The organism is Rheinheimera sp. NSM (assembly GCF_052380015.1).
In the GTDB taxonomy this organism is placed as follows: Bacteria; Pseudomonadota; Gammaproteobacteria; order Enterobacterales; family Alteromonadaceae; genus Alishewanella.
Genome location: NZ_JBQTCI010000003.1, coordinates 330719 through 356465, shown reverse-complemented (window position 1 = coordinate 356465; position 25747 = coordinate 330719). Strand labels below are relative to the sequence as shown.

At 49.4% G+C, this 25747-nt stretch carries 26 protein-coding genes, 1 tRNA gene and 1 pseudogene; 23 read left to right on the top strand and 5 right to left on the bottom strand.

The annotated features are described in order from the left end of the window. Window positions 1-3 precede the first annotated feature (3 nt). The 5 genes and pseudogenes from narL to ACTZWV_RS11005 form a co-directional block, all read left to right on the top strand. Window positions 4-657, top strand: a complete 654-nt coding sequence (narL, locus tag ACTZWV_RS11025; RefSeq protein ID WP_444786594.1) for a two-component system response regulator NarL — start codon at window positions 4-6, stop codon at window positions 655-657. Continuing rightward, on the top strand, window positions 657-1904 hold the full coding sequence (moeA, locus tag ACTZWV_RS11020; RefSeq protein ID WP_444786593.1) for a molybdopterin molybdotransferase MoeA: 1248 nt from the start codon (window positions 657-659) through the stop codon (window positions 1902-1904). Before narL ends, moeA begins: the two co-directional genes overlap by 1 nt. A gap of 149 nt (window positions 1905-2053) precedes the next feature. Further along, window positions 2054-3679, top strand: a complete 1626-nt coding sequence (locus ACTZWV_RS11015) for a thiamine pyrophosphate-binding protein (protein ID WP_444786592.1) — start codon at window positions 2054-2056, stop codon at window positions 3677-3679. A gap of 108 nt (window positions 3680-3787) precedes the next feature. Next, window positions 3788-5098, top strand: a complete 1311-nt coding sequence (gene trhP / locus ACTZWV_RS11010) for a prephenate-dependent tRNA uridine(34) hydroxylase TrhP (RefSeq protein WP_444786591.1) — start codon at window positions 3788-3790, stop codon at window positions 5096-5098. 2 nt (window positions 5099-5100) lie between these two features. Beyond that, a pseudogene (locus tag ACTZWV_RS11005) lies at window positions 5101-5283 on the top strand (YfhL family 4Fe-4S dicluster ferredoxin); the annotation flags it as partial. 103 nt (window positions 5284-5386) lie between these two features. Here the strand turns inward: ACTZWV_RS11005 and ACTZWV_RS11000 are convergent. Together ACTZWV_RS11000 and ACTZWV_RS10995 are read right to left on the bottom strand one after the other, a co-directional pair. Beyond that, window positions 5387-5461, bottom strand: a tRNA-Arg gene (locus ACTZWV_RS11000). 48 nt (window positions 5462-5509) lie between these two features. Further along, complete coding sequence (locus ACTZWV_RS10995; RefSeq protein WP_444786590.1) at window positions 5510-6649, bottom strand: flagellar assembly protein T N-terminal domain-containing protein; 1140 nt, start codon at window positions 6647-6649, stop codon at window positions 5510-5512. Window positions 6650-6779: 130 nt separating this feature from the next. On the opposite strand from ACTZWV_RS10995, the gene ACTZWV_RS10990 reads away from it, so the two are divergent. After that, window positions 6780-7241, top strand: coding sequence for an LPP20 family lipoprotein (locus tag ACTZWV_RS10990; protein ID WP_444786589.1), 462 nt, complete (start codon window positions 6780-6782; stop codon window positions 7239-7241). 40 nt (window positions 7242-7281) lie between these two features. Here the strand turns inward: ACTZWV_RS10990 and flgN are convergent, their stop codons facing one another. The 3 genes from flgN to flgA all read right to left on the bottom strand — a co-directional run bounded on the left by flgN (window position 7282) and on the right by flgA (window position 8818). Then, the gene (gene flgN, locus ACTZWV_RS10985) at window positions 7282-7716 is read right to left on the bottom strand and encodes a flagellar export chaperone FlgN (protein ID WP_444786588.1); all 435 of its coding nucleotides are present in this window, start codon (window positions 7714-7716) and stop codon (window positions 7282-7284) included. Continuing rightward, entirely contained in the window at window positions 7713-8033 is a 321-nt protein-coding gene (flgM, locus tag ACTZWV_RS10980; RefSeq protein ID WP_444786587.1) for a flagellar biosynthesis anti-sigma factor FlgM, read from the bottom strand. Before flgM ends, flgN begins: the two co-directional genes overlap by 4 nt. 77 nt (window positions 8034-8110) lie before the next feature. After that, window positions 8111-8818, bottom strand: coding sequence for a flagellar basal body P-ring formation chaperone FlgA (flgA, locus tag ACTZWV_RS10975; protein WP_444786586.1), 708 nt, complete (start codon window positions 8816-8818; stop codon window positions 8111-8113). A gap of 132 nt (window positions 8819-8950) precedes the next feature. Between flgA and ACTZWV_RS10970 the strand changes: the two genes are divergently transcribed. From ACTZWV_RS10970 to ACTZWV_RS10890, 17 genes are all read left to right on the top strand, one after another. Continuing rightward, window positions 8951-9880 carry a chemotaxis protein CheV gene (locus ACTZWV_RS10970; protein ID WP_444786585.1) on the top strand — a complete coding sequence of 310 codons (930 nt, stop codon included), beginning with the start codon at window positions 8951-8953 and terminating at the stop codon, window positions 9878-9880. A 16-nt stretch (window positions 9881-9896) separates the two neighbouring features. After that, a complete protein-coding gene (locus ACTZWV_RS10965; protein ID WP_305553332.1) occupies window positions 9897-10730 on the top strand; it encodes a CheR family methyltransferase in 834 nt (277 codons plus the stop codon). Between the two features lie 74 nt (window positions 10731-10804). Then, window positions 10805-11206, top strand: coding sequence for a flagellar basal body rod protein FlgB (gene flgB / locus ACTZWV_RS10960; RefSeq protein ID WP_444786584.1), 402 nt, complete (start codon window positions 10805-10807; stop codon window positions 11204-11206). A 2-nt stretch (window positions 11207-11208) separates the two neighbouring features. Beyond that, window positions 11209-11634 (top strand): flagellar basal body rod protein FlgC, encoded by a 426-nt coding sequence (flgC, locus tag ACTZWV_RS10955; protein ID WP_173500575.1) that lies wholly within the window; start codon window positions 11209-11211, stop codon window positions 11632-11634. 10 nt (window positions 11635-11644) lie between these two features. After that, window positions 11645-12406 carry a flagellar hook assembly protein FlgD gene (locus tag ACTZWV_RS10950; RefSeq protein ID WP_444786583.1) on the top strand — a complete coding sequence of 254 codons (762 nt, stop codon included), beginning with the start codon at window positions 11645-11647 and terminating at the stop codon, window positions 12404-12406. A gap of 19 nt (window positions 12407-12425) precedes the next feature. After that, window positions 12426-13727, top strand: coding sequence for a flagellar hook protein FlgE (gene flgE / locus ACTZWV_RS10945; RefSeq protein WP_444786582.1), 1302 nt, complete (start codon window positions 12426-12428; stop codon window positions 13725-13727). Between the two features lie 76 nt (window positions 13728-13803). Then, window positions 13804-14847, top strand: a complete 1044-nt coding sequence (locus tag ACTZWV_RS10940; RefSeq protein WP_444786581.1) for a thrombospondin type 3 repeat-containing protein — start codon at window positions 13804-13806, stop codon at window positions 14845-14847. 99 nt (window positions 14848-14946) lie between these two features. Further along, complete coding sequence (locus ACTZWV_RS10935) at window positions 14947-15693, top strand: flagellar basal body rod protein FlgF (protein WP_444786580.1); 747 nt, start codon at window positions 14947-14949, stop codon at window positions 15691-15693. Window positions 15694-15734: 41 nt separating this feature from the next. Then, entirely contained in the window at window positions 15735-16523 is a 789-nt protein-coding gene (flgG, locus tag ACTZWV_RS10930; protein ID WP_173500570.1) for a flagellar basal-body rod protein FlgG, read from the top strand. Window positions 16524-16534: 11 nt separating this feature from the next. After that, window positions 16535-17209, top strand: a complete 675-nt coding sequence (flgH, locus tag ACTZWV_RS10925) for a flagellar basal body L-ring protein FlgH (RefSeq protein ID WP_444786579.1) — start codon at window positions 16535-16537, stop codon at window positions 17207-17209. 10 nt (window positions 17210-17219) lie between these two features. After that, entirely contained in the window at window positions 17220-18317 is a 1098-nt protein-coding gene (locus tag ACTZWV_RS10920; protein ID WP_444786824.1) for a flagellar basal body P-ring protein FlgI, read from the top strand. A gap of 1 nt (window position 18318) precedes the next feature. Then, entirely contained in the window at window positions 18319-19317 is a 999-nt protein-coding gene (gene flgJ, locus ACTZWV_RS10915) for a flagellar assembly peptidoglycan hydrolase FlgJ (protein ID WP_444786578.1), read from the top strand. A gap of 42 nt (window positions 19318-19359) precedes the next feature. Then, the gene (gene flgK / locus ACTZWV_RS10910; RefSeq protein ID WP_444786577.1) at window positions 19360-21378 is read left to right on the top strand and encodes a flagellar hook-associated protein FlgK; all 2019 of its coding nucleotides are present in this window, start codon (window positions 19360-19362) and stop codon (window positions 21376-21378) included. 2 nt (window positions 21379-21380) lie between these two features. Continuing rightward, window positions 21381-22616: a flagellar hook-associated protein FlgL gene (gene flgL / locus ACTZWV_RS10905; RefSeq protein WP_444786576.1), complete on the top strand. Its 1236-nt coding sequence runs from the start codon at window positions 21381-21383 to the stop codon at window positions 22614-22616. A 155-nt stretch (window positions 22617-22771) separates the two neighbouring features. Further along, window positions 22772-23599, top strand: a complete 828-nt coding sequence (locus ACTZWV_RS10900) for a flagellin N-terminal helical domain-containing protein (protein WP_444786575.1) — start codon at window positions 22772-22774, stop codon at window positions 23597-23599. A 196-nt stretch (window positions 23600-23795) separates the two neighbouring features. Then, entirely contained in the window at window positions 23796-24620 is an 825-nt protein-coding gene (locus ACTZWV_RS10895; protein WP_305553369.1) for a flagellin N-terminal helical domain-containing protein, read from the top strand. Window positions 24621-24771: 151 nt separating this feature from the next. Further along, complete coding sequence (locus tag ACTZWV_RS10890) at window positions 24772-25599, top strand: flagellin N-terminal helical domain-containing protein (RefSeq protein ID WP_444786574.1); 828 nt, start codon at window positions 24772-24774, stop codon at window positions 25597-25599. Window positions 25600-25747: the final 148 nt, after the last annotated feature.

Sequence of the window (25747 nt, the reverse complement as noted above, 5' to 3'; positions counted from 1 at the left end):
AAAATGTCAGAGCAAAAATCCAGCATTATGTTGGTAGATGATCACCCCCTGCTACGTAAAGGATTAACCCAATTATTGGCACTGGAGGACGATCTGGAGGTTATTGCTGAAGCCGGTAATGGTGCCGACGCAGTTACACTGGCAGTAGAGCTGGACCCGGATCTGATTATCCTTGATTTAAATATGCAAGGTATGGATGGCATTGCCACGTTGAAGAAGATGCGTGACGAGGGGGTAACTTCGCGCATAGTAATGCTGACAGTATCAGATGCCGACGAAGATGTGGTTAATGCCATCAGCAATGGCGCCGATGGTTACCTGTTAAAAGATGCTGATCCGGAAGTATTACTGGAACAGATAAAGCGTGCGCTGAGCGGCAAAATGGTACTCAGTGAAGCCATTACTCAGGTTTTGGCCACGGCATTACGCCGCCCGGCAGTAAAAACATCAGCCGAACTGAACAGCCTGACCAATCGCGAATATGAGATTTTAAGTTTTATCGCCAAAGGCCTGAGCAATAAGCTGATTGCCCGCGAGCTGAATATTTCAGACGGTACGGTAAAGGTGCATGTAAAACACTTATTGAAAAAGCTTGGCCTGCGCTCGCGGGTAGAAGCCGCGGTGTGGATGGTAAACCAACAGGGAGCCAAAAACTGATGCAAGACGCCCGTGTCCCGAAACCAATGTTAAGCGCTGAACAGGCGATACTGCAGATGCTCAGCGAAGTACAACCGTTGCAGCAGAGCATAACAGTGCCGTTAACTGAAGCGCTGGACAGAGTGTTGGCGCAGCCGCTGTTGTCGGATATTAACGTACCCGGCTACGACAATGCTGCTATGGACGGTTATGCACTGCGCGCGGCAGAGGTAGCACCCGGCCAGCCGCTAAATGTGGCGGGAGCAGCGTTGGCCGGCCATGCTTTTAGCGATACGGTACCTGCGGGGGCCTGTGTGCGTATTACCACCGGCGCGGTTATGCCAGCAGGGCTTGATACTGTCGTCATGCAAGAGCAGGTAACCTTGATTGAAAATGGCTCACAACCGCAGATATTGTGTCAGCTGGTACCTACTGCAGGTGAGCATGTACGCCGTGCCGGCGAAGATATTGCCAAAGGGGCGCAGGTGTTTGCCGCCGGCCATAAGTTACGCCCGGCAGATCTTGGTTTGCTGGCGTCGTTGGGTTTTGCCAACATAGCAGTAATGCGCCAGCTAAAAGTAGCCATTTTTTCCAGCGGCGATGAGTTAGTGCCACCGGACCAAAGCCTGCCGGCTGGCCATATTTATGACAGCAACCGCTATGTTATCGCTGCTATGTTGCAGCGTCTTGGCGTTCAGGTGCTAGACTTGGGTTTATTGCCGGATAAGCCGGCAGCGATAGAGCAGGCGTTTAAACAGGCGATGGCACAGGCCGATGTACTGATTACCAGTGCCGGCGTGTCGGTCGGCGAAGCCGATTATACGCGGCAAATTTTACATAAATTGGGCCAAATCAACTTCTGGCAGGTGGCGATAAAGCCTGGCAAACCGTTTGCTTTTGGTAAGCTGGATAACTGCTGGTTTTTTGGTTTACCCGGTAACCCGGTAGCTGCTGTAGTAACACTGGAGCAATTAGTGCAGCCGGTGCTGCGCAAACTTAGCGGTGAAGTCGTACACACCACAAGCAAATTGTTAAAAGCTGAATGCGAAGTGCCTCTGAAAAAACAACCCGGCCGTCTGGATTATCAGCGTGGCTGGTACTGGCAGGGGGAAGCCGGTTTAAAAGTAAAAACTTTAGGTGCGCAAAGCTCAGGTATGCTCAGCTCTATCGCCAATGCCAATTGTTATATCGTGCTGGAACGCGACAGCAGCAGTTTACCCGCCGGTGAAACGGTAAACATACTGCCGTTTTCTAATTTATTGCGTTGATACTTAGTCGGGGCGTCTGCTTTTTCTGAAACCAGGCGCCCTCTACCACCTTTGCTCCGCTGGCCGCCGGCGTGGTTTTGATCTGCATCAACACCCATCAGTACAATAATCAGCACACTGCTTAGCGTTAAGTTTAACCGGAGTGGGTTATGTTATTGGTTGATGCACTGCTGCACGAGCTGGAGTTGTTTGGTGTAAAACAGCTATTTGGTATTCCCGGTGATTTTGTTTTGCCGCTGTTTGAACAATTACAGCAGCGCAGCAGTTTGCCGTTGTATTACTTAAGCCATGAGCCCTCTGCGGTGTTTGCCGCTGATGCCGCCGCACGCATCAGCAATAAACCGGCGGTGGTGATCCTAACGTACGGCGCTGGTGCACTTAATGCTGTCAACGCTGTGGCACAGGCCTATGTTGAGCATGTGCCGTTGCTGATTATTGCCGGTTTCCCCGGTCAGAGCGAGCTTGAGCGCGGCTTGCTTATTCACCATCAGGCCAAAAGCGTTAACTCGCAGCGCGATATTTATAAAGAAATTACTGCAGCTCAGTTACGCTTAGATAATCCGGCACGCGCCGGCGAAGATATTCGCCTGGCGCTGAAAACAGTGCAAGAACAAAGCCGACCCGTGCTGTTGGAAATACCGCGCGATGCGGTGCAGTTTAATACCATACCGGCAGGAGACTACCAGCCACCGGCTGTGCCGGAAGATGAGCTGATGCTGGCAACCGCGCATCTGGCCGAGCGTTTAAGCTATGCGCAGCGCCCGGTTATTCTGGCCGGGGTGGATGTGCGCCGCTTTGATGCAGTAGCAGAGCTTGAGGCGCTGGCCACTAAATTGAATATTCCCTTTATCAGTACTCTAATGGGCCGTGCCAGCTTTAACCAACAGCATCCGCTGTATGGTGGTATCTTTCTTGATAAAACCGACATTCGCCCGACGCAGCTGCTGCGTGATGCCGATTTGATTTTGCAAATTGGCGTAATTAAAACCGACAGCAACTTTGCTGCTCATAGCGAGCTGTTTCCCGCCAATAAAGTGGTTTGCCTTGAGCAAAACCAGCTGACGCTTGGCGTTGCTACTTATCATCAGTTGGCAATAAAGCCTGTGCTGGCGGCGTTATTACAACAGCCTGTAGCGCCGTTTAATGACACAACACAGCCGGAACCGGTAGTGTTGACGATGGCGCCGCAGTCCCTGACAGCCAGCAGTCTGGTACAGCAGCTGGATAAGTTTTTAACTCAGCGGCAAGACATAGTGCCGCTGATTTCCGATATCGGTGATTGTCTGTTTGCGTCCTTGCATGCCAAACCCAGCTTAATGTTGGCGCCGGCGTTTTACGCTTCCATGGGCTATGCGGTGCCGGCGGCTTTTGGTGTGCAGGCCGTTACCGGTTTGCGCCCGGTAGTGTTGGTGGGGGATGGCGCCTTTCTAATGACTGGGCTCGAACTTGGCCACTGTGCCCGTTACGGCTTTGCGCCGGTAATTATTGTGTTTAATAACCAGCGCTGGGACATGATAGACGCCTTTGCCCCCGGGCTTGCTTGCACCAACTTAAGCAACTGGCATTATGCCGAACTGGCCCGCAGCATGGGGGGTAACGGCATCCGGGTGAGCAATCTGGATGACTTTGTTCAGGCATTGCAGCTGGCGTTTGATAACAAACAGCATTTTAGTTTGATTGAAGTCATGCTGCCAGCAGGTAGCCGTACCGGGCGTTTAACTAACTTTGCTGCCGGTTTTAAAGCCTGTGGCCAGAGTGAGCCGTGTCAGTGCTAATGGCCTGGCTTTTGCGGCAGATCAAAACCGGTGCCCACCCCGGCGTTAGAATAGCCGCCTTTTCCGCTCCTTTTGGCAGCGTTTTATAAAACGGCAGAGACAATTGCTATGTTAATACCTGAACTACTCTCCCCGGCCGGCAGTTTAAAAGCCATGCGCCTGGCCTTTGCTTATGGCGCAGATGCCGTTTATGCCGGCCAGCCACGTTACAGCCTGCGGGTGCGTAATAACGAGTTTGATTTAGCCGGGCTTGCAACCGGTATCCATGAAGCCCACGCACAGGGTAAGAAGTTTTATGTAGTGGTGAATATTGCGCCGCATAACAGCAAACTCGTCAGCTTTGTTGCTGATATGGCGCCGGTGGTGGCGCTTAAACCCGATGCGTTAATCGTGTCAGATCCCGGCGTGGTGTTTTTACTGCGGCAGCATTTTCCACAGGTAGCGCTGCACTTATCGGTGCAGGCCAATACGGTGAACTGGGCCGCGGTAAAGTTCTGGCAGGCGCAGGGCGTGGAGCGGGTCATTTTGTCGCGCGAGCTGGCGGTGGAGGAAATAACCGAAATTCGTCGCCAGGTGCCGGATATGCAACTGGAAGTATTTGTGCATGGTGCGCTGTGTATGGCGTACTCCGGCCGTTGTTTGTTATCCGGCTATATTAATAAACGCGACCCGAACCAGGGCGCTTGTACCAACAGCTGTCGCTGGCCCTATCAGGTGCATGCCGCGGTAGAGGATGAAGCCGGGCAGTTTAAACCGGTAAGCACACCGGCATTGCTCGAAGAGCAGGGCCGGCCGGGCGAGCTGATGGCGATAGATGAAGATATACACGGCAGCTATATTCTTAACTCAAAAGACTTACGCGCCATTGAGCATGTGCCGGCATTAACCGCCATGGGCGTGCATTCGCTGAAAATAGAAGGCCGTACTAAATCGCCTTATTATGTGGCGCGCACGGCCCAGGTTTACCGCCGGGCTATTGACGACGCTGTTGCCGGTAAAGCTTTTAACCCGGCTTTACTGAACGAGCTTGAAGGCATGGCCAACCGCGGCTTTACCGAAGGCTTTTTACGCCGGCATAAACCGCAGGATACACAAAACTATGACACCAGCCACAGCGTGGGGCAGCAGCTGTTAGTCGGTGAGTTTATTGCGCCGCAGGATAGCGAAGGCTTTGCCTTGCTGGAGGTAAAAAACCAGTTCGCAGTTGGTGACCAGCTGATGCTGATGACCCCGCAAGGCAACCACGCTTTTACGCTGACAGCACTGCGTGATAAACACGACAGCGCCATAGTACTGGCGCCGGGCGCCTGTTATCAGTTAAAGGTACAGCTGCCGGCGCAATACAACTTGTGCTTTGCCATGCTGTTAAAACAGTTGCCGGGGCACCAGGTTACCACCGTCAATGCCGCGGCAGGTTAACTATGCCCGCCGTGATTGAAGTGAGCTGTATAAATTGCGATATGTGCGTACCAGAGTGCCCGAACGAGGCCATTAGCATGGGGCCCCGTCACTATGAAGTGGACCCGGCGCTATGCACAGAATGCATTGGCTATTATGACAAACCAACCTGCATTGCCGTGTGTCCGATAGATTGTATCGGGCTAACTGTAGCTTGATATATAAAGTTTTTGCAGGAGTTTCACACCAAATAAGACGCGGTTGTGCTGTCTTATGGCTGCCCCGGCAGGAATCGAACCTTTCGTTTTATGGCTGCCCCAGCAGGAATCGAACCTGCAACTGCCCCTTAGGAGGGGGCCGTTATATCCATTTAACTATGGGGCAACGGCGCGAAAGTGTAGCAGAGTGCGCCGGTGTTGGGAACCTGGGCCGCTAATAACCGGTGCTTTTTCGCACACTTACCACATCGCCGGGCTGAATATGCTGTAGCAGTTGCTGCTCCGTACTGACGGCACTGGCGTGGCGTTCGTTAAGCCCGGTTACCTGTAGCTTAACGGGGCTTTGCAGCAGGCGTTTTACCTGTGGAGAGCCCGGGTTACGCTGTAACTGAAACAGCTGCAGTTCATCGCCTTGTTGCAGGCCGTGCATTTTACCCAGCGCCAGCGTGATCTGATTATTTTTTACCTGTATTACTGTGCTGAGCAGGGGTTCGCATTGCAGTTGTTGCTGCACATCTTCAGCCACGGCTTGCAATACCTGGTCAATTTTTTGGCCATAGGGCATTTGCCAAAATGCCCTGCTGTGGCTAAGCGGCGTATTTTTGCGTTTATAAGGCCAGGATGCACTGGTGCGATATTCCTGTTGATGCAACAGGCTTTGCTCAAATAAGTCGTACAGTGTGATTTCTATCGCAAAGAAACGCTCTTTCTGATCTTGCTGCCAGAAGCGGCTGGTGGTTTGCCCGAGCGATAAGTCGTTGATCGCCGCACTGAGGACATAGCGGTGGCCTTCACTGAATAAACGATCGGTATCGGGGTACACCAATTGCTGCGGTGTAATGCTTTGTGTATAGGTGGTAACCAATGCTGTCGGGCTGTAATCACGTAAATGACGTTCTAACTGCGTTGTGGCGTCTTTACCCAATTCAAACAACTGGCCGTAAATGGCATCTTGCCTCGCATGCAGCTGTACCTGGCCCAACAACAGCGGTTTACGGTAGGTGTTACCGATACAACCGGATAGCTGAGGCTCTATATCGACCCGCACCGTGACGCTGATCACATTACCGCTGCGGCTCTCTGACAGCAGCTGCAGTTGTTTAATTTCGCTGTTACTGCTCACGCCGAGCTGCTCTGCCTGCAGCACGCCGTTAAGCATTTGTTGGGTGCTGCTGAGGCTGGCGCCGGCAAACAGCGCGGCACGTTTTACCGCGTCATCAATAGCGGCTTGTCTGGCCGCTTCGGTATTGCCTTGTTCGATCATGGCCTGGCCGGTGGCTTCATACCAGTCTGCGCTCAGGCTGGCACTGAATAGCATACCGGTGAGGACACCGAGCTTTAGATGATTATTCATAACACCCTTATTAACAGCTGACGCTTTTGTACTTACCGCTGAATAAGCAAAATGTATGCCTTAATGCTGGCGTGAATTTTGCTATTACTTTGACTAACAGTGTTAATTAAAACTCACCCCGGGGATAAATATGAAACTCTTGTTGAGTGTCAGTGTAGTTGCTGCCTTGTTGGCCGCTGGTTGTTCACCGTTGTACAACCGCCACGTTGAGTATGCCGATGTCAAGCCGGAAGCCTTTCCGCTGGTACGTGCGGTAGGCTATGCGCCAATCAGCGCTCAGTTAGGGGCTAACACCGAACATAAAATGCTGCAGGCGATGAAAGCATCGAAGTTAGATGCCTACCGTGAGTTAACCGAGATTGTTTACGGCCAAAAAATTGACGCCAGTAATCAGTTGCAAAAAATGGTGTTGGCGGATGAAAAACTGTCGGCGTCAGTAAAAGGCGTGATCACCGGCGCCAGAGTGGTAAAAACCTATGCGGTAGACGATGTGTATATTACTGAGTTGGAGTTGGATTTTGAGCAGGTGTATTTGTTGTATCAGAACACCAAACCGAGGCAGACCATTAAAAGCGTGCGGTACTATTATTAAGGCGGGGGTACTGAAACCGGACAATTTCTGCTGCGCCGGCTCAGGCTTTAATGCCTTTACCTTTGTTTTCTACCGCAGGCTTGCCTTTACTGGTGTAGGTTAAGCCTGACTTACCTCTGCTGGACAGCAGTTCAGTTTTAAACCGCGCCAGAGTCAGTTGGCTTTGCTCCAGAGTTTGCTGGTTAATGTCGTTTTGACGCTTACATTCTTCCAGTTGCAGATCCAGCGCTGCTACTTTTTGCTTAAACCACTCTTGTTGTTTGCACTGTTCCAACTCTGCCGCTGCGGCAAGCTCGCTGTCGGTCTGTTGTAACCGGCTCAACATATCAGATTTAGTGTGGGTAAGTTGTTCCAGCGCGGCAATGTCACGGCCGGCGAGGGCGGCAAGTTCTTGCCGTAACAACAACAGCAACTCATCCAGATGTTGCTGTTGCTGGTTTAACAGGATGATGATGGCACTGGCGGCGTCGGTCATTTTTTACCGAATATTTCGCTTTCAAACTGCACAATACGTCGTGCCAGTTGCTCAACATTAACTTTGTACTTACCTTCAGCAATAGCTTGCTTAATTTTATCGACCTTTTCCTGATCAATACCAGTGCTGTTGCCGGCTTTCTCGGTCAGTTTGGCAAACTGCTGAGCTTGCGGCGTAATAGAGACTGAATCCTGTTTCTGGTTAGCAGTCTGGCTGGCATTTTGCTGCACAGTAGCCTGCTGACGCTGAACATTTTGTTCAACCTTGTCAGTTTTTACTTGCGGTGTATTTTGCAAGTTGTTGATATTAATAGCCATGCTCGGACCTCATCACCTTAATACAGTTCCTTATGTTCAGGTTAACGGCGTTAAACAGCAAAACTTTAGTAAAATAATCAAAATTTAATACTGACACGGTTTACTGCAGTTACTTCTGCGCTGATCGTTCGTTTGGACTGCCGATTCAGCACGCTGATGGTATCACCCAGGCTGCCGTCGTTTTGCGCTATGCCGGTAGCGGCTACCTGTAATCCGTTGTCGCTTACTGATATTGTAACAACATCTCCCTTACAGACAAGGCAAAGATCCTGCAAGGTGATAATTTGACCTAACGACAGCGACTTTTTACTTTTAGCGCCGATAATCAGGCTTTCGTCGCTTACCAGGCTACCACGCACAAAACGCCGCTCGCGGCTGTCTGTTGTCAACATATCGGCACTGATCAGGGTTCCTGTAGTAATATTTTGTGTCATCACTACAGTGCGGACAATCTCGTCTATTCTTACCGGAACATACAGCAGCCAGCTCTGCTCAGCACTGCAACGCAGCTGAATAGTATTTTGTCGCTGTGTAATGTCCTGCGACAAACTCAGCTCCGGCGGGGTAACGCAGTATTTGCTGCCAATGCGGTTATCCAGCGGTGTGACATTAATTTGCCGCTCGCCGCTGTTAGCGCCGACGTGTTGTTCCAACCATTGCCCGGCAAGTTCAGTCAGTTGCGCCGGCGTATAGCTTTGCGGCTCCGCCTGCACAACGCTACTAAAACTTAGTAGCGCGACAGTAACTGTAAGTGTTTGTTTAAATAAATTTTCGTACTTTTTCATAAGGTTTCGGCTATGCTTTACGGACCAGGGGTTATAACATAGCGCAGAAAATTGACGCTATATGTAGATAACCGCTTTGTGTTCTGACACTAAGCAAGAATCGATCCTGAACGTATTAAAGAGGAGTTGCCGATGGCGAGTATTCTGGACTCGGTAAACCAGCGCACCCGGTTAGTCGGACAAAACCGGCTGGAGTTGTTGCTGTTTAAACTGGTTGGCCGCCAGCGCTATGGTATCAATGTGTTTAAGGTACGCGAAGTATTGCAGTGCCCGCCGTTAACCGCTATTCCAAGGCAAAATAAGTTTGTTCGCGGCATTGCCCATATTCGTGGCCAGACTATTTCAGTGATCGATTTAAGCCTGGCTACCGGTGGTAAGGCTATTGAGAACACCAAAGACAGTTTTATTGTTATTGCCGAATATAACCGTTCTGTGCAGGGCTTTTTGGTTAACTCGGTAGAGCGCATTATCAATATCAACTGGGAAGCTATTATGCCGCCGCCAAAAGGCACCGCCGGCAAACAAAGCTATCTTACGGCAGTAACCGAGATTGACAAAGAGCTGGTTGAAATTCTCGATGTGGAAAAAATTCTGGAAGAAATTTCGCCGTCAGCTACCACCCTTACCAAACAACTGGACACACAAAGTATTACTGCTGACCTGGGCGACAGGGTTATTCTGATTGCCGATGACTCAGCTGTTGCGCGCAACCAGGTAAAACGTGCGCTGGAAGTATTAGGCGTAAAGATGCATTTGGTTAATAATGGTCGCGAAGCGCTGGAGTACCTGCAGCAGGTAGCAAAAGATTGCAATGAATCGGTAACGGAAAAAATCGGCCTGTTAATTTCTGATATTGAAATGCCGGAAATGGACGGCTATACCCTGACTGCCGAGATTAAGCTGGAACCGAAACTAAAGAAATTACATGTGATTTTACATACTTCGCTCAGCGGAGTATTTAATCAGCAGATGGTACAAAAGGTTGGCGCGGATGATTTTATTGCTAAATTTAATCCGGACGAGCTGGCCGGCTCTGTAGAAAAGTGGCTGCATGCTGATTAATCGTTAAGGATAACCGGTGCCGAATAAAGACCTGCTAGATAAAGAATATGTGTTGTTCCGGGATTTTCTGGAGCAACAGTGCGGTATTGTGTTGGGTGAAAACAAACAGTACCTGGTAAAGAGCCGGCTTGGTCCGCTGATGCAACGTTTTTCTGTCGCGTCACTGTCTGAGCTGGTAAGTAAGACGCTAAGCCCGTTTGAACGTCAGTTAAGATCGGCCGTTATTGATGCCATGACGACCAATGAAACCTTATGGTTTCGCGATACCTACCCGTATGAGCTGTTAAAGAAACAAATTTTGCCGGAGCTGGAAAAAACTTGCCGCACCGTCAAAATTTGGTCGGCGGCCAGTTCCAGTGGTCAGGAGCCATACTCTATTGCCATGACCGCGATGGAATACCAGCAAACCCGGCCCGGCGCCTTTAGTCTTGGCGTAAATATACTCGGTACCGACATCTCAAATACCATGCTGGAGCACTGTCAACGCGGTGAATACGACGGCTTGGCGTTGTCGCGCGGTTTATCGCCGGAGCGGCGCAGTAAGTTTTTTGAAGACAGCGGCAAAGGCATGATGCGGGTAAAAGATCCGGTGCGTAAAAACGTCAGTTTTCGCCATCTTAACTTGCTGGACAGCTACACCTTACTGGGGAAATTCGACATTATTTTTTGTCGTAATGTGCTTATTTATTTCTCTGCTGATGTAAAAGCAAAAATTATCCGCCAGTTTGCCCAGTCGCTTAACCCGAAAGGATATTTATTCCTCGGCGCGTCAGAATCGCTATCCAGCGTTAACAGTGATTTTGAGATGATCCGCTGTAATCCGGGCATTATTTACCGCAAGAAGACATAGTCCTTTCCCATTTTTTATATTTGGCCTGAGTTTTGCATTTGTTTTGCCATCGGTAATTCAGAGGTGGCAAAAAAATGGCAATCAGTTTTGAAAAAGCATTTGGTATGCACCCTGAAGCCATGCTGGTTCGTGATCGGCGGGCTCAGGTGTTGGCAGAAAACATCGCTAATGCAGACACGCCCGGCTATAAAGCAAAAGACGTGGATTTTCAGCAAGCGCTGAATAATGCTAAAGCCCGTCAATCCGGCGCTATGGCGCGAACCCACGAAAAGCACTTTCACATTTCTACCGCCGCACGGCACGAAACCCAATTTCGTAACCCGGATCAACCCGACACCGGCGATGGCAACAGTGTAGATATTCATCGTGAGCGTAGCGCCGTGATGCAAAACAGTCTGGAATACCAAACCAGTATGACCTTTCTAAATTCCCGTATCAGTGGCCTGAAAAAAGCCATTACCGGCGGAGGACAATAACCATGAGTGCATTCAATATTTTTGATATCAGTGGCAGTGGCATGACAGCCCAGTCGGTACGGATGAACACCACCGCCAGCAACATTGCCAATGCTAACAGTGTCAGCAGCAGTGTGGATCAAACCTATCGTGGCCGCCATCCGGTATTTGCCGCCGAGCTGTCAGAAGCCAAGCGGCAGCAGGGCGATGCCAGTGTGGGGGTTAAGGTATTAGGTATTGTTGAATCCGATGCGCCGCTAAATGTGGAGTACGCGCCCAATCATCCGTTGGCGGATGAAAACGGCTACATCTACAAACCCAATATCAACATTATGGAAGAGATGGCGAACATGATGTCGGCGTCGCAATCTTATGAAACCAATGTGCAAACCGCCGAAGCGGCCAAGCAGATGGTTATGCGCACCTTGCGCTTAGGCCAGGCAAACTAAGGGCAGAATCATGACTACTAACGTAAATAACAATACTGCCCTTGATGGCATGTATTGGGATAACAAAGACAAAACACCGGAGAAAAACAACGGTGCTTTAACGCAGTCAGATTTCTTTGCTCTGCTAACGCAGCAACTGGCGTTTCAGGACCCGACCAAGCCGGTAGAAAACGATCAGATGATTGCTCAGATGACCAATTTCACTATGGCTGACGGTATAGGGCAACTCAATGCAAGCTTTAAAGGCTTCGCCGAGAGTATGAGTTCAAACCAGGCGTTGCAGGCATCGTCTTTGGTTGGCCGCAGTGTGCTGACACAGTCAGATGAAATAGTGTTTACCGGTGAAACCCTGGCGCGCGGCAATATCCAGTTGGATAAACCGGCCAACAGAATGAAAATCAGTATTGAGAATGAAAAAGGCGAACTGATCCAAAGCTTTAGCGTAGACAACCCTAAAGTGGGTAAAAACGAATTTGTCTGGGATGGTACCCATACCGGCTCAGGTGCGTCATCTGGTGGCAGTAATGCTGAGGGCGATGAACTCCCGGCAGAAGGCGATGACGATGATGTTATCGACAGGGTAAAAGCCGGTGTGTACAAAATTAAAGTTGATGTCAGTTATAGCGATGGTACCAATGCCAGCTTGCCGGTGAATGTGTATACCCCGGTAGGCAGTGTCAGCATGAACGGCACCGGCGGCGGAATTATGTTAAACCTGATTGGCCTTGGTGCCGTGAAATTAGGTGATGTGTTAGAAGTTTCTTACGGTTAACAGTGAGCTGAGGTGAATTATGAGTTTTAATATCGCACTAAGCGGCCTTGCCGCAGCACAAAAAGATTTGGATACTACGGCGAATAATATCGCTAACGTTAATACTACCGGTTTTAAAGAGTCGCGGGCTGAATTTGCCGATGTGTATGCCACATCCATTTTTGCCTCCGGCCGTACTAAAGTGGGTGATGGTGTTACTACCTCTGTAGTGGCGCAACAGTTTAGCCAGGGCTCGCTGCAATTTACCAATAACTCGCTGGATATGGCGATTACCGGCGAAGGCTTTTTTGCCTTAACGCCGGATCTGCAATCGCGGGATTTAACCTATACCCGTGCCGGTGCGTTTAAATTAAATAAAGACAATTTTATTGTCGACAATAACGGCAATTTTTTGCAGGGCTTTGCCGTTGACCGATTAGATGGTGCCAATCAATCAGTTAGCTTAAGTACTGCGCAACCTATTACCATACCCACCACGGCCGGCGCACCGCGGGCAACCAGTAATATTTTTATCAATATGAACCTGGATTCACGCAAGTTGCCAACAGATGCATTGCCGTTTGATGCCACTGATAGAGGGACTTATAACCACTCTACCTCGATAACGATATATGACAGCTTGGGGGAGTCTCATACTGCGACTATGTATTTTCGCCGCACAACTACCGTGCCACCGGCCAACTCCGAATGGGAAACCTTTGTGGTATGGGATGATGTAACAGCAGCACCGTTTCAGGGCGACAACTTAGTTTTTGATTCCAGTGGTAACATGATAACGACGCCAGTACCGACGCTAAGAATGCCCTTTGCTGATTTAAACGATCCGGCCAATGGTTATCTGGATAACGGCGCCCAGTATCAGACTGATATAGTAGTTAACTTCAGTGATGTTGCCGGTACCAGCACACCAACTCAGGTTGCCGGGGATTTCGCAGCAACCAGTTTAAGCCAGGACGGTACCACTGTGGGGAGCTTAACCGGGGTGGATATTGATGCTTTTGGTCGCGTATTAGCCAGCTACAGCAATGGTGATTCTGCTTATTTAGCCCAAGTGGCGTTGGTGCGGTTTGCCAATGTGCAGGGCTTAAAGCAGGTAGGTAATACGTCGTGGAAGCAAACCATTACTTCCGGTGAGCCTATCGGTGGCCAGGCCAATACCAATACCTTTGGTGCTATTAATGCCTCGGCACTGGAGCAATCTAACGTTAACCTGACTACCGAGCTGGTTGATTTAATCAGCGCGCAGCGTAACTTCCAGGCCAACTCGCGGGCATTAGAAGTTAACAGCACCTTACAACAAACCGTGCTGCAGATCCGATAATTAATTTTTAATATTTATTTAATTGTCATTTGTTTCTGCTTTGGTTAACCTCCTATTTCTTTAAATAGGAGGTTTTATGAAATTTATCAGATACTTAATATTAGCTGTTTCTTTTTTATCTGCTTTAGCAGTAAAAGCTGAAGAGATTGTCGATATTGTTAATACACATAGTTATACCCTTTATAATAAGGCTACTACGATAGTCAGAGAGTTTAATATTGCTCCGCAGCAGGGGTTTGACAATCTCACTATTATCAGTGCCACGCCGTCGTCAGATAGTCAGTTTGTTATGTGCAGCATGAGAGTTTATCATCTTGGCGGCGGGCTGTTGCAAAGTGTAAGCTGCCAAGGTCAGGGCGGTGACACTCGGGTTTTGTCACCGTCCATTGATGCCTCGTCGGGATTAAGAGTAGAAATCTCGCTTCAGTATTTTGACAGCGAGCGGCCATCTGACTTGGCAAAAAGTTTTAGCTTCAGTAGCAGATTTCGCTTTTCCGATGCAATAGATAATGGTGAGATTGTTGACCCCGAGGATCCTGAAGAACCAGTTGAACCTGAAGAGCCGGTTGAGCCTCCGGTTGAAGTGTCGGCAATCTCACAGGTATCAGATTATAAAAGTAGTATGGCGCCAGCCAGAGGGTTTGCTACTCAAAGCATGATTTTTCCAAAGAATCCGGATTATCCAGTATTAATCGGTTTTAACCGGATTATCTCGATGATAAATATTTCAAATTGCACATTCCAGGTTATAGGCTATAAGAAGGTGGAAGGTAAGACAGTAGGTACTCTTTACCATAATGGTAACTGTGCAGCGGCTAATACAATACTGTTGCCTACGCCTATGAATCCGACAGATTATGAATCTATTTCGGTAATTACCAGATTTCAGAATCCTAAAACGTTTGCTACTTTTGTGTCATCAAATGTTGAGTTACTGCTGGGCTCAAATGTGGACGCTGATGCTGATGGCATGCCTGCATGGTTTGAAGAGTATTACGGATTGACTGACCAGGATGCCAATGATGCAGTAGTCGATACTGACAGTGACGGCTATACCAATTTGGAAGAGTATCTGGCGGGTTCTGATCCCACTAATGCTGCCAGTATTCCTGCGATGTAACTGAACAACGTGTTTTAAAAAGACCTGCATTATGCAGGTCTTTTTTTTGGCCTGGTTATTGCTAGATAGAATACATAGTTTTTATCTGCGGAGCACGTGATGGATCGTCTGTTATATATCGCCATGAGCGGTGCCAAAGAAAATATGAACAGTATAGCGGTGCGGGCCAACAACCTGGCCAATACCGGAACTGTGGGCTTTAAAGCCGATTTTGAGCAGGCCAGGTCGATGCAGGCCTTTGGTGAGGGCTTGCCCACCCGCGTGTTCTCGTTAACGGAGCAACCAGGTCAAAACTTTGACGCCGGTGCAATTATTATGACTGAGCGTGAGCTGGATGTGGCCATTCAGGGCGACGGCTGGCTGGCTGTACAGGCACCGGATGGTAACGAAGCCTACACCCGTGGCGGCAATTTGCAAATTAATGCCCAAGGCATGCTGGAAACCTCTTCCGGCTTGCCGGTAATGGGTGATGATGGCCCCATTCAGTTGCCGGTACCGCTGGCAAAAGTTGAGATTGCACTGGACGGCACCATCAGTGTGTTGCCGCAGGGCGCACCGGCAGATGCCATTTTACCGGCCGGCAGAATTAAGTTGGTACGGCCGCTGAACAGCGAGATGGTAAAAGGCAACGACGGCTTGTTCCGGCGCAAGGACGGCCAGATAGCGGAAGCTGCGGTGGATGTCAGCTTGCTGAAAGGCGCCATTGAGAGCAGCAATGTCAATGCGATAGGTGAGATGACTTATATGATTAGTCTGCAGCGTCAGTTTGAGCTGCAGGTAAAGATGATGAAAAGCGCTGAAGAGATGGATCGTCAGCAGAATCAGTTACTCAGAATAGTCGGCTAATTAGCTGAATAAGCAAAGGGCGCAAGCCCCGGGAGGCACACATGCATCCAGCATTATGGATCAGTAAAACCGGTTTAGACGCTAAGCAGCGTGATATTTCGGTTATTTCAAACAACCTGGCAAACGCCAGTACGGTTGGCTTTAAAAAGAGCCGCGCGATATTTGAAGACTTGCTGTATCAAAACGTTAATCAGCCGGGCGGCGCGTCTTCACAAAATACCGAACTGCCTAACGGTTTAATGATTGGTGCCGGTACCAAGGTGGTGGCAACGCAGAAAAACTTTACTCAGGGCAATATGTTAACTACGGATAACAGCCTGGATATGATGGTGCAGGGCCATGGTTTTTTTGAGATCCTGATGCCGGACGGCACCATATCCTATACCCGTAATGGCCAGTTTACCGTAGATGACGAGGGTAACCTGGTTACCTCCGGTGCGGGCTATCAGGTACAGCCCAATATTGTTATTCCGCCGGATGCACGCAGCATTACTGTGTCGCAAGATGGTCAGGTGTCAGTGCAACTGCCCGGCCAGGGTGAGCCGGCGGTATTGGGCCAGCTTACGGTAACTAACTTTATTAATCCGGCCGGTTTAGAGCCGATAGGGCAGAACTTGTTTAATGAAACCGGTGCCAGTGGCGACCCTGTACAGGGTATTCCCGGTTTGGAAGGCCTTGGCATTATTGTGCAGGGCGCGCTGGAAACCTCAAACGTGAATGTTACCGAAGAGCTGGTAAGTTTAATTGAAAGTCAGCGGGTGTATGAGATGAACTCGAAAGTGATTTCGTCGGTAGACCAAATGCTTGGCTTTGCTATTCAGCAGCTGTAACAGGAGGCTTTATGTTACGCATTATTACCGGATGTTGTGTGCTATTGCTGGCAGGCTGCGCGTCATTGCAAGAGCCACAGGCCGACGATCCCTACTTTGCGCCGTTAATGCCGGAACCGCCGTCGCGGCCGCTGGTGCAAAACGGCTCGCTGTTTGCGCAAAATCATTCCAACAGCCTGTATTCGGATAATAAAGCACGGCACGAAGGCGACATTATTACCGTGGTGTTAAAAGAGCGTACCCAAGCCAGCAAAAACGCCAAGACCGAAATGAAAAAAGACAGCTCAGCGTCGTTTGAGCCGATGATAGGCCTTGGCGGCAGAAATGTGTCGGTAGCCGGCAATGTGCTGCAGTTTGGTGCCGACTCATCATCAGATTACAAAGGGGATGCCAAAGCGGACCAAAGTAACAGCCTGGTCGGTGATATCTCGGTTAACGTGTTACAGGTGCTGAATAACGGCAACTTGGTGATCCGCGGTGAAAAATGGCTGACATTAAATACCGGTAAAGAATATATCCGTTTAACCGGGGTGATCCGCTCTTCTGATGTCGATGTGAACAACACCGTAGAGTCGACCAAAATTGCCAATGCCCGTATTGAATACAGCGGCACCGGCGCGACGCACGGCGGCCAGTCCCCCGGTTGGTTAAGCCGGTTCTTTAACGGCCCGCTGTGGCCTTTCTAGGAGACGTATGATGAAAGGCTTATTGTATCCGTTATCAGCACTGCTGTTAGTGCTTAGTTTGAGTCAGGCAAATGCGGCCCGTATTAAAGATGTGGCCGATGTTGAGGGCGTGCGCAGTAACCAATTAGTCGGTTATGGCCTGGTAGTGGGGTTGCCCGGCACCGGTGAGCAAAGCCCCTTTACCGAGCAAAGCTTTCGCACCATGCTAAGCAATTTTGGTATTACTTTGCCTGGTAACATGAAAGCGCAAATTAAGAATGTCGCCGCCGTAGCCGTGCATGCAGAATTGCCGGCTTTTGCCAAACCCGGCCAAAGTCTGGATATTACCGTGTCGTCTGTCGGCAGTGCCAAAAGCCTGCGTGGCGGTACCTTAATGCAAACCTTTTTAACCGGTTTGGACGGCAATGTTTATGCGGTAGCCCAAGGCAGCCTGATTGTCAGCGGCCTGGGCGCCGAGGGCCTGGACGGTTCACGTATTCTGGTTAATACGCCCACAGTTGGTCGCATTCCCAACGGCGCCATGGTAGAGCGTGAAGTTATTTCGCCCTTTGCGCAGGGTGATTTTATTACCTTTAATCTGAAACGGTCTGACTTTACCACCGCCAAGCGGTTGGCTGAAGCGATTAACAGCTTTATGGGGCCGGAAACGGCTTACTCTATGGATGCGACCTCGGTACAGGTAAGGGCGCCTCGAGATATCAACCAGCGCGTGTCTTACTTGTCTACATTAGAGAACCTGAGCTTTGAGCCAGGCGATCACTCCGCCAAAATTATTATTAATTCGCGTACCGGTACTATTGTTATCGGCAAAGAGGTGCGTTTGTTCCCTGCGGCGGTAACTCATGGTGGCTTAACGGTAACCATTGCGGAAAACCCGCGGGTGGTGCAGCCGGGGCCCCTTGCCGGTGGCGAGACGGCTATTGAAGAAAACACCATTATTGATGTACGGCCGGACCAGTCACGTATGTTTAAGTTTGACCCGGGCGTAACCCTGGATGATTTAGTGCGCACGGTAAATGCCGTAGGTGCCGCCCCTGGCGATTTAATGGCTATCCTGGAAGCATTGAAAGAAGCCGGGGCTATTCACGGCGAACTGGTGGTGATCTGATATGAGCCTGACGCCGAACAATGTGTCTTATCACGACTTAAACAGCCTGCAGCAAATCCGCAGCAATTCGGCTAAGGATGAAAAGGCAGGTTTGCGCCAGGCGGCAGAGCAGTTTGAAGCAATTTTTTTCAGCATGTTGCTCGGCAGTATGCGCAAGGCCAATGCCGCCTTTGAGGTGGATGGTATGATGAATAGTGAAACAACCAAGTTTTACCGTGATATGCACGACAGCCAAATGGCCACCGATTTGGCACAAAAGGGCGCTTTGGGCCTGGCTGATTTGTTGGTGCAGCAATTAAGCCCGGCGCTGGGCGGCAGTGCCAAGCCGGAGGGCAAAGCGGAAAAAACACTGCAGATGCCAACACATATTCTGCCGGCGCGCAAAGCTAACGTTGTTACAACTGCAGCAAATAGCGCACAGGCGGTGCCTGCTGTATCGGATGTGATGGCACAAGCTGCCACCGAACAACCCGGCACCAACTGGCAAGTGGCCAGCCCGGCCGATTTTGTCAAAAGCTTATTACCGGCTGCGCGGCAAACTGCCAAAGCGCTGGGATTGGATCCGTTAGCGCTGGTGGCGCAAGCTGCGCTGGAAACCGGCTGGGGCCAACGTATGATAAAAACCGCACAGGGTGAAAACAGCTTTAACCTGTTTGGTATTAAAGCTAATAACGGCTGGCAGGGGCAAACAGCAGTGGTGGATACGCTGGAATATCGCGGCGGTGTGGCGAAAAAAGAGCAAGCCAAATTCCGCGCCTATGATTCACCGGCGCACAGTTTGCAAGACTATGTAAACTTTATCAGTAGCAGTTCGCGTTATCAGGATGCGGTGAAAGTGACAACTGATGCAAAAGCTTATTTTGAGCAACTGCAAGCGGCAGGTTATGCCACCGACCCGGCTTATGCGCAAAAAATTATGGCGGTATATCAAAGTCCTGTGATGCAACAGGTACGCTCAGAGCAAGATGATGCTCAAGAAAACAGTGTTGGCGCCGATTAATAATTGAATGGGCGCAGCATAGCGGCGCCAGCGGAGAGAGCAATGTCAGACAATTTACTGAGAATAGGCACGTCGGCCATTTTGGCTAACAGCACTTTACTCAACACGACCAGTAATAACATTGCCAACATTAACACTGAGGGCTATGTACGCCAGCGCACCGAATTTGAATCACAAATTCTTGGCCTTGGGGTGGGTAAAGGTACTACAGAACGCCTGGTCAGTGACTTTACTCTGAAACAGTTGCGTCGCGATACGTCTAACTATAGCTATGCGCAACAGTATGTTACTGAAGCCAACCGTGTCGATGCGTTGTTTTCTAACCCCGCCAACAGTATTGCTACCGGCATTAATGACCTGTTTAAGCAATTTCAAATTGCCAACAATGAGCCGGCGACCCTGGCCAACCGGCAACTGATTATCGGCAGCTCGCAGGCATTGCTGGATAAATTCTCTACCTTGTCCAGTCTGGTGCTGGATCAGGAAAACTTTGTTAACCAGCAACTGGATATCTATACCAGTGAAACCAACGGTTATATTAAGCAAATTGCTGATTTAAATCTCGAAATTGCTTCATTCGGCACGGGGAACAGCCGGCCGGTGCCGCTGGATTTACTGGATAAGCGCGATTTGGCCATCAAAAACCTGGCCGAAATGGTTGAGATCCGCACCCTGGATGCAGACAACGGTGAAAAGCTGGTGTTTCTCGGCACCGGTCAGTCCTTAGTGGTCGAGCGCGGCCAGTTTAATTTGGTGACATTACGCGGCGATCCCGATCCTTCACAGCGCGACTTGAAGCTGCAATTGTCAGGGCGCACTACAGTTGAGCGTGATATTGATATAGAGGCCCTGGGCGGTAAAATCGGTGGCCTGCTGAAATTCAGAGAAGAGATTCTGGTACCAACGCAAAACCGGCTTGGGCAATTAGCGCTGTCGATGACAGATGCTATGAACAGTCAAAACCGTTTGGGTATGAACCTTAACGGCGAAATTGGCGGTAATTTGTTTACCTTACCGGTAAGCAGCGGTTTTGCCTTATCAAGCAATGCCGGTACCGGTGCCGTTACAGTAGGCATTGAGCAGGGCGAGGGTGAAAGTTTACCGCCGAATGATTTTCTGCTTACGGTTGAAGCTGGTCAGGTGAGGATCCAGGCTATTGATGTAAAGGGTAATGTTATCACTGGTTCAGATAAAGTGGTGCCGGTAGGCGGCTTCCCTGTCACTATCAGCTCGGCAGATGCCGGCGGTGATTTATACGGTTTGGAAATTACTTTAACCGGAGCGCCGGCAGTAGGCGATCAGTTTGAATTAAAACCCTTGAGTACTGCCTCCAGAACCTTAAAACTGGCGACAACCCGGCCGGAAGATATCGCACTGGCTTCGCCGGTACGTACAGAGTTTACTGTAACAAATTTAGGCAATGCTCAGGTTGAGGGCTTAACGGTAACCGATACCACGCCGGCCACCTTACCGGCGTATGGTTTTGATACCCCTTCCGGCTTAATTAACGGCCCCTGGACCATGACTTATGTTGGTGGCGATACCTTTGAAATAGTTGATAACCTGGGTAACCCGGTTGCCACGGCAGCCTTTGGCTCGAACCAGTATCAGGATATTTTCGCCCAAGCCGGTATTGATGTCGGTTTTGATTTTTCGGTTACCGGGGTGCCGGCTATAGGCGATACCTTTAATATCAGCTTTAACGATGGTGGTTTTAATGACAACCGTAATGGTTTGGCGTTGTCGGCCCTGCAAACTGCGCAAACCACGCGGTTAAATCCGCTGTCGGTACCGGGTGGGGTTAACTCGGTTAATTTTAATCAGTCTTATGGTGATATGGTCAGTTTAATTGGCGAGCGCACTAACCAGGCGCGTAATAACGAAGCGGCCGGCAAGGCCTTGTTGGAGCAGACCACGGCCTGGTATGAATCCTTGTCCGGCGTAAGTTTGGATGAAGAAGCCTCTAATTTAGTGCGGTTTCAGCAAACTTATGCGGCAGCAGCCAGAATCATTTCAACGTCACAAACGGTATTTGATACCTTGTTAGCGGCAGTGAGGTAGTGATGAGATTATCTTTTAACATGAAGTTTAATGCCGGCTTAGACGGCATATTAAACACCCAGAACAAGATGAACCGCGCCCAGGATCAACTGACCAAGCAAACGCGTATTTTGACACCGGCGGATGATCCGGCTGCGTCGGCTAAGGTGCTGGGCTTAGATCAAAACCTGCAGCAGGTAGCGCAGTTTCAAAACAACAGTGTGTTGTTAAAAAACAATCTGGCATTGGAAGAAACCGTGCTGACCAATATGCGCACCTCAATTGACCGGGCCCGGGTGCTTGCCATTGCATCGGGTAACGGCGCTTACACGGAAAATGATAAAAAGGCTGTGGCGCAGGAGCTGAAAAACATTCAGGTAGAGTTGCTGGATTTAATGAATACCCGCAATGCAGAAGGCGGCTATATTTTCTCCGGCTTTCAGGATAAAAAACAAAGTTACAGTTTTAACCAGGCAACCGGTATTTATGAGTTTCAAGGCGATGACGGCCAAAAATCACTGCAAATATCACCTACCATAGCGCTGCCTGGCAACGACAGCGGCAAAATGGTGTTCGAAAACGTTGATGCCAGGTTTAAAAATACCGCTGCCGTTATCAGTGCCGGTGGCGCCACTGCAGCAGAAGTTTCCGTAACAGACCAAAGCCGGTTTGATGCCTTTTACAAGCAAAGCTACGACAGTCTGACGCCGGGTAACAATGATTTCAGTGTGGTGCTGACAGCTCCGTCAGACTATGAAATTCTGCAAAACGGTGTTGCCTTGGTGCCGCCGGTAACCGGCACTTTTGTTGCCGATGCGCCAATACAATTTAACGGTTTAACTATCACCATAAGTGGTGCAGCTGCGGTACCTGGCCAGGTTGATTTTTCGCTGCAGCCGCCGGAAAAGAAAAATATTCTTACGACCATAGGTGAGTTTATTACCGCGCTGGAAAATCCGGGCCTGAACAGTTTTGAGTTTAACGAAGCCATCAGTGACACTATTACACAGGTCACGTCGTCGGCGTCCAATATTGACAGTTTCTTGTCAACTATTGGTGGTCGGGTGAATGTGCTGGACAGTGTGTTTGGTACCAATGAAGATTTAACGATTAACAATAAGTCTTACCGCGCGGATTTATCAGAGGTCGATTACGCCGCTGCCTTAACCGAAATCACCAAGCAGGAAATAGCGCTGCAAGCCATTTCCAATACCTTTGTTAAGGTGTCCGGGGTAAGTTTGTTCGATTATATCCGCTAAGCAAGCCGCGCCGGATAAGGCATCCGGCGCTAATGATGTAAAATTCTGCAAAAAATATTCAAGTTTCCGCTGCCGGTTCCGATACATAAGTATCAGGTGATAAACCCGAACAACAAACGGGTTTGTACGACAGAACAACAGTTGGGAGCACTATCATGGCTTTATACGTAAACACTAATACTTCATCATTAAATGCCCAGCGTCAGCTGTTTAATTCCGGCAATGCGCTGGATACGGCATTTAAACGTTTATCCTCCGGTTTTCGTATTAACAGCGCTGCTGATGATGCTGCCGGCTTACAAATTTCTAACCGCTTAACCAGCCAAATCAATGGCTTGGACCAGGCGGCACGTAACGCCAACGATGGTATTTCTCTGGCCCAGGTGGCAGAGGGCGCGATGGAAGAGATCACCAACTCTTTACAGCGTATCCGTACCCTGGCTATCCAGTCGCAGAACGGCATCAACAGCTCGACAGACCGCGCTGCACTGCAAAAAGAAGTGACAGCGTTAAAAGCCGAAATGAGCCGGGTGGCAACCACTACTCAATTTGGTACGCAGAATCTGTTGGCCGGTGGCTTCTCTGCTACTTTCCTGGTGGGCGCCAATGCCGGGCAAAATATCGACATTAAGTTGTCACGTACCGGTGGCTACGGCACTAATGCATTGGGCTTAAGTGCACTGAGCGTATCGTCAGTTGGCGGTGCTTCAGCTGCCTTAGCGCTGATTGATACTGCTATCGGTGTCATTGACGGTACCCGTGCTGATTTGGGTGCGGTACAAAACCGCTTCCAGGCGACTATCCGTAACTTAACCAATATCTCTGAAAACGTCTCCGGCGCCCGCAGCCGGATCCGTGATACCGACTTTGCCAAAGAAACTGCAGAGTTAACCCGTACACAGATATTGCAGCAAACCAGTACCACGGTATTGGCGCAGGCTAACCAGCGGCCACAGGCAGCATTAAGCTTACTGCAAGGTTAATTAATAACCGGTTTGAAAAGCCACCTTAAGGTGGCTTTTTTCATGTTCAGATGTTTTTTATAGTTAAGTACTTATTTATATAAATTATCTAAAGTTTTCTATTTATTTTCCGATATATAAATAGCACGAAGATATAGCAAAAATCATCATTAAGATGGCTGCTGTTAGTGTTTAATCAGGTATCAGGAGAGTTAACATGGCTTTATATGTAAATACCAATACTTCATCATTAAATGCCCAGCGCCAGCTGTTTAATTCCGGCAATTCGCTGGATACGGCATTTAAACGTTTATCCTCCGGTTTTCGTATTAACAGCGCTGCTGATGATGCTGCCGGCTTACAAATTTCTAACCGCTTAACCAGCCAAATCAATGGCTTGGACCAGGCGGCACGTAACGCCAACGATGGTATTTCTCTGGCCCAGGTGGCAGAGGGCGCGATGGAAGAGATCACCAACTCTTTACAGCGTATCCGTACCCTGGCTATCCAGTCGCAGAACGGCATCAACAGCTCGACAGACCGCGCTGCACTGCAAAAAGAAGTGACGGCATTAAAAGCTGAAATGAGTCGTGTTGCTTCAACCACTCAGTTTGGCGTAACAAATCTGTTAGCCGGCGGTTTCTCTGCGTCATTTTTGGTCGGCGCCAATGCCGGACAAAATATCGATATTAAACTGTCACGCACAGGTGGCTACGGTACTAATGCGCTGGGTTTAAGTGCATTGAGCGTATCGTCAGTTGGCGGTGCTTCAGCTGCCTTAGCACTGATTGATACCGCTATCGGTGTCATTGACGGCACCCGTGCTGATCTGGGTGCGATTCAAAACCGCTTTCAGGCGACTATCCGTAACTTAACCAATATTTCAGAGAACGTATCGGGCGCCCGCAGCCGTATCCGTGATACCGACTTTGCCAAAGAAACTGCAGAGTTAACCCGTACACAGATATTGCAGCAAACCAGTACCACGGTATTGGCGCAGGCTAACCAGCGGCCACAAGCCGCGTTGAGTTTACTGCAGTAATTTTGATTTACCGGATAAAGCCGCCTTTTGGCGGCTTATCTATTTGATCTTAGTTAAAAAACTAAAGAAATATCTTTTCCCGCCGATACAGAATTAAGTCAGAAACTTTACCTTAATGCACAGCTGTTATTACTGTGTCAGGAACCGTACTATGCCTTTAGTCGTCAATACTAATCAGTCTTCACTGGCATCCCAGCGCTTGCTTAGCAATGCAACAGGTGGGTTAAGTACCAGCTTTGAGCGTCTTACATCCGGGTTTCGCATTAACCGCGCGGCGGATGATGCAGCCGGGTTGGTAATTTCGAATGTGTTAACCAGTCAGGTGAATGGTTTGGACCAGGCGGTGCGTAATGCTAATGATGCGGTGTCACTGGTGCAGGTAACTGAAGGTGCCATGGACGAAATTGCCACCAGCCTGCAACGTATGCGCGTACTGACCATTCAATCTGAAAATGGCATTAATACCACCGCTGATATTGCGGCGATTCAGCAGGAATATGATGAGCTGGCGGCCTCCATTCAGAATATTGCTGATAATACCGAATTTGGTGGTATTAAACTGCTGGACGGCAGCACACCTTCGGTTATTTTTCAGATTGGTGCTAATGCCGGTCAGAAAATTGAAATTGATTTATCCGCCGGCTACGGCAGCGGTGCTACCGGGTTGAATGTGGCAGCAGTGCAGTTAGGGGTTGATGATGCGGCGGACTCACTGTTAGCGCTGGACCAGGCCATTTTAGCTATTGACGTTGGGCGCACAGACCTGGGAGCCTGGCAAAATGTACTTACTACCACTATCCGTAATTTGAGTAATATCAGTGAAAATGTCTCTGCATCACGCGGTCGCATTCGTGATACCGACTATGCCAGAGAAACTACCGAGCTTACGCGGACACAAATAATTCAGCAAAGCAGTACCACGGTATTGGCGCAGGCAAATCAGCGGCCACAAGCTGCGTTAAGTGTACTGGTTAACTGAGAATTATCGAAAGTCGCTGTGAAGTTGTTTTTTATGCTACTGATATTGAATAACTTTTTATTTAAAACTAAAAAAATACAAAAAATTTCATTTTTTCGCTAAAGTCACCAAAGTTACGGCCGATAAACTGGTTAAGCCAAGTTGCAGC

Excerpts from the sequence above, each read along its gene's own strand:
- flgG (WP_173500570.1), top strand. The coding sequence starts at position 15,735 with ATGCATCCAGCATTATGGATCAGTAAAACCGGTTTAGACGCTAAGCAG.
- flgH (WP_444786579.1), top strand. The coding sequence starts at position 16,535 with ATGTTACGCATTATTACCGGATGTTGTGTGCTATTGCTGGCAGGCTGC.
- flgK (WP_444786577.1), top strand. The coding sequence starts at position 19,360 with ATGTCAGACAATTTACTGAGAATAGGCACGTCGGCCATTTTGGCTAAC.
- ACTZWV_RS10970 (WP_444786585.1), top strand. The coding sequence starts at position 8,951 with ATGGCGAGTATTCTGGACTCGGTAAACCAGCGCACCCGGTTAGTCGGA.
- trhP (WP_444786591.1), top strand. The coding sequence starts at position 3,788 with ATGTTAATACCTGAACTACTCTCCCCGGCCGGCAGTTTAAAAGCCATG.
- ACTZWV_RS10995 (WP_444786590.1), bottom strand. The coding sequence starts at position 6,649 with ATGAATAATCATCTAAAGCTCGGTGTCCTCACCGGTATGCTATTCAGT.
- ACTZWV_RS10920 (WP_444786824.1), top strand. The coding sequence starts at position 17,220 with ATGAAAGGCTTATTGTATCCGTTATCAGCACTGCTGTTAGTGCTTAGT.
- ACTZWV_RS10940 (WP_444786581.1), top strand. The coding sequence starts at position 13,804 with ATGAAATTTATCAGATACTTAATATTAGCTGTTTCTTTTTTATCTGCT.
- flgC (WP_173500575.1), top strand. The coding sequence starts at position 11,209 with ATGAGTGCATTCAATATTTTTGATATCAGTGGCAGTGGCATGACAGCC.
- ACTZWV_RS10935 (WP_444786580.1), top strand. The coding sequence starts at position 14,947 with ATGGATCGTCTGTTATATATCGCCATGAGCGGTGCCAAAGAAAATATG.
- flgE (WP_444786582.1), top strand. The coding sequence starts at position 12,426 with ATGAGTTTTAATATCGCACTAAGCGGCCTTGCCGCAGCACAAAAAGAT.
- flgN (WP_444786588.1), bottom strand. The coding sequence starts at position 7,716 with ATGACCGACGCCGCCAGTGCCATCATCATCCTGTTAAACCAGCAACAG.
- moeA (WP_444786593.1), top strand. The coding sequence starts at position 657 with ATGCAAGACGCCCGTGTCCCGAAACCAATGTTAAGCGCTGAACAGGCG.
- ACTZWV_RS10900 (WP_444786575.1), top strand. The coding sequence starts at position 22,772 with ATGGCTTTATACGTAAACACTAATACTTCATCATTAAATGCCCAGCGT.
- flgJ (WP_444786578.1), top strand. The coding sequence starts at position 18,319 with ATGAGCCTGACGCCGAACAATGTGTCTTATCACGACTTAAACAGCCTG.
- ACTZWV_RS10890 (WP_444786574.1), top strand. The coding sequence starts at position 24,772 with ATGCCTTTAGTCGTCAATACTAATCAGTCTTCACTGGCATCCCAGCGC.
- narL (WP_444786594.1), top strand. The coding sequence starts at position 4 with ATGTCAGAGCAAAAATCCAGCATTATGTTGGTAGATGATCACCCCCTG.
- flgA (WP_444786586.1), bottom strand. The coding sequence starts at position 8,818 with ATGAAAAAGTACGAAAATTTATTTAAACAAACACTTACAGTTACTGTC.
- flgL (WP_444786576.1), top strand. The coding sequence starts at position 21,381 with ATGAGATTATCTTTTAACATGAAGTTTAATGCCGGCTTAGACGGCATA.
- flgB (WP_444786584.1), top strand. The coding sequence starts at position 10,805 with ATGGCAATCAGTTTTGAAAAAGCATTTGGTATGCACCCTGAAGCCATG.
- ACTZWV_RS10950 (WP_444786583.1), top strand. The coding sequence starts at position 11,645 with ATGACTACTAACGTAAATAACAATACTGCCCTTGATGGCATGTATTGG.
- ACTZWV_RS10895 (WP_305553369.1), top strand. The coding sequence starts at position 23,796 with ATGGCTTTATATGTAAATACCAATACTTCATCATTAAATGCCCAGCGC.
- ACTZWV_RS10990 (WP_444786589.1), top strand. The coding sequence starts at position 6,780 with ATGAAACTCTTGTTGAGTGTCAGTGTAGTTGCTGCCTTGTTGGCCGCT.
- flgM (WP_444786587.1), bottom strand. The coding sequence starts at position 8,033 with ATGGCTATTAATATCAACAACTTGCAAAATACACCGCAAGTAAAAACT.
- ACTZWV_RS11015 (WP_444786592.1), top strand. The coding sequence starts at position 2,054 with ATGTTATTGGTTGATGCACTGCTGCACGAGCTGGAGTTGTTTGGTGTA.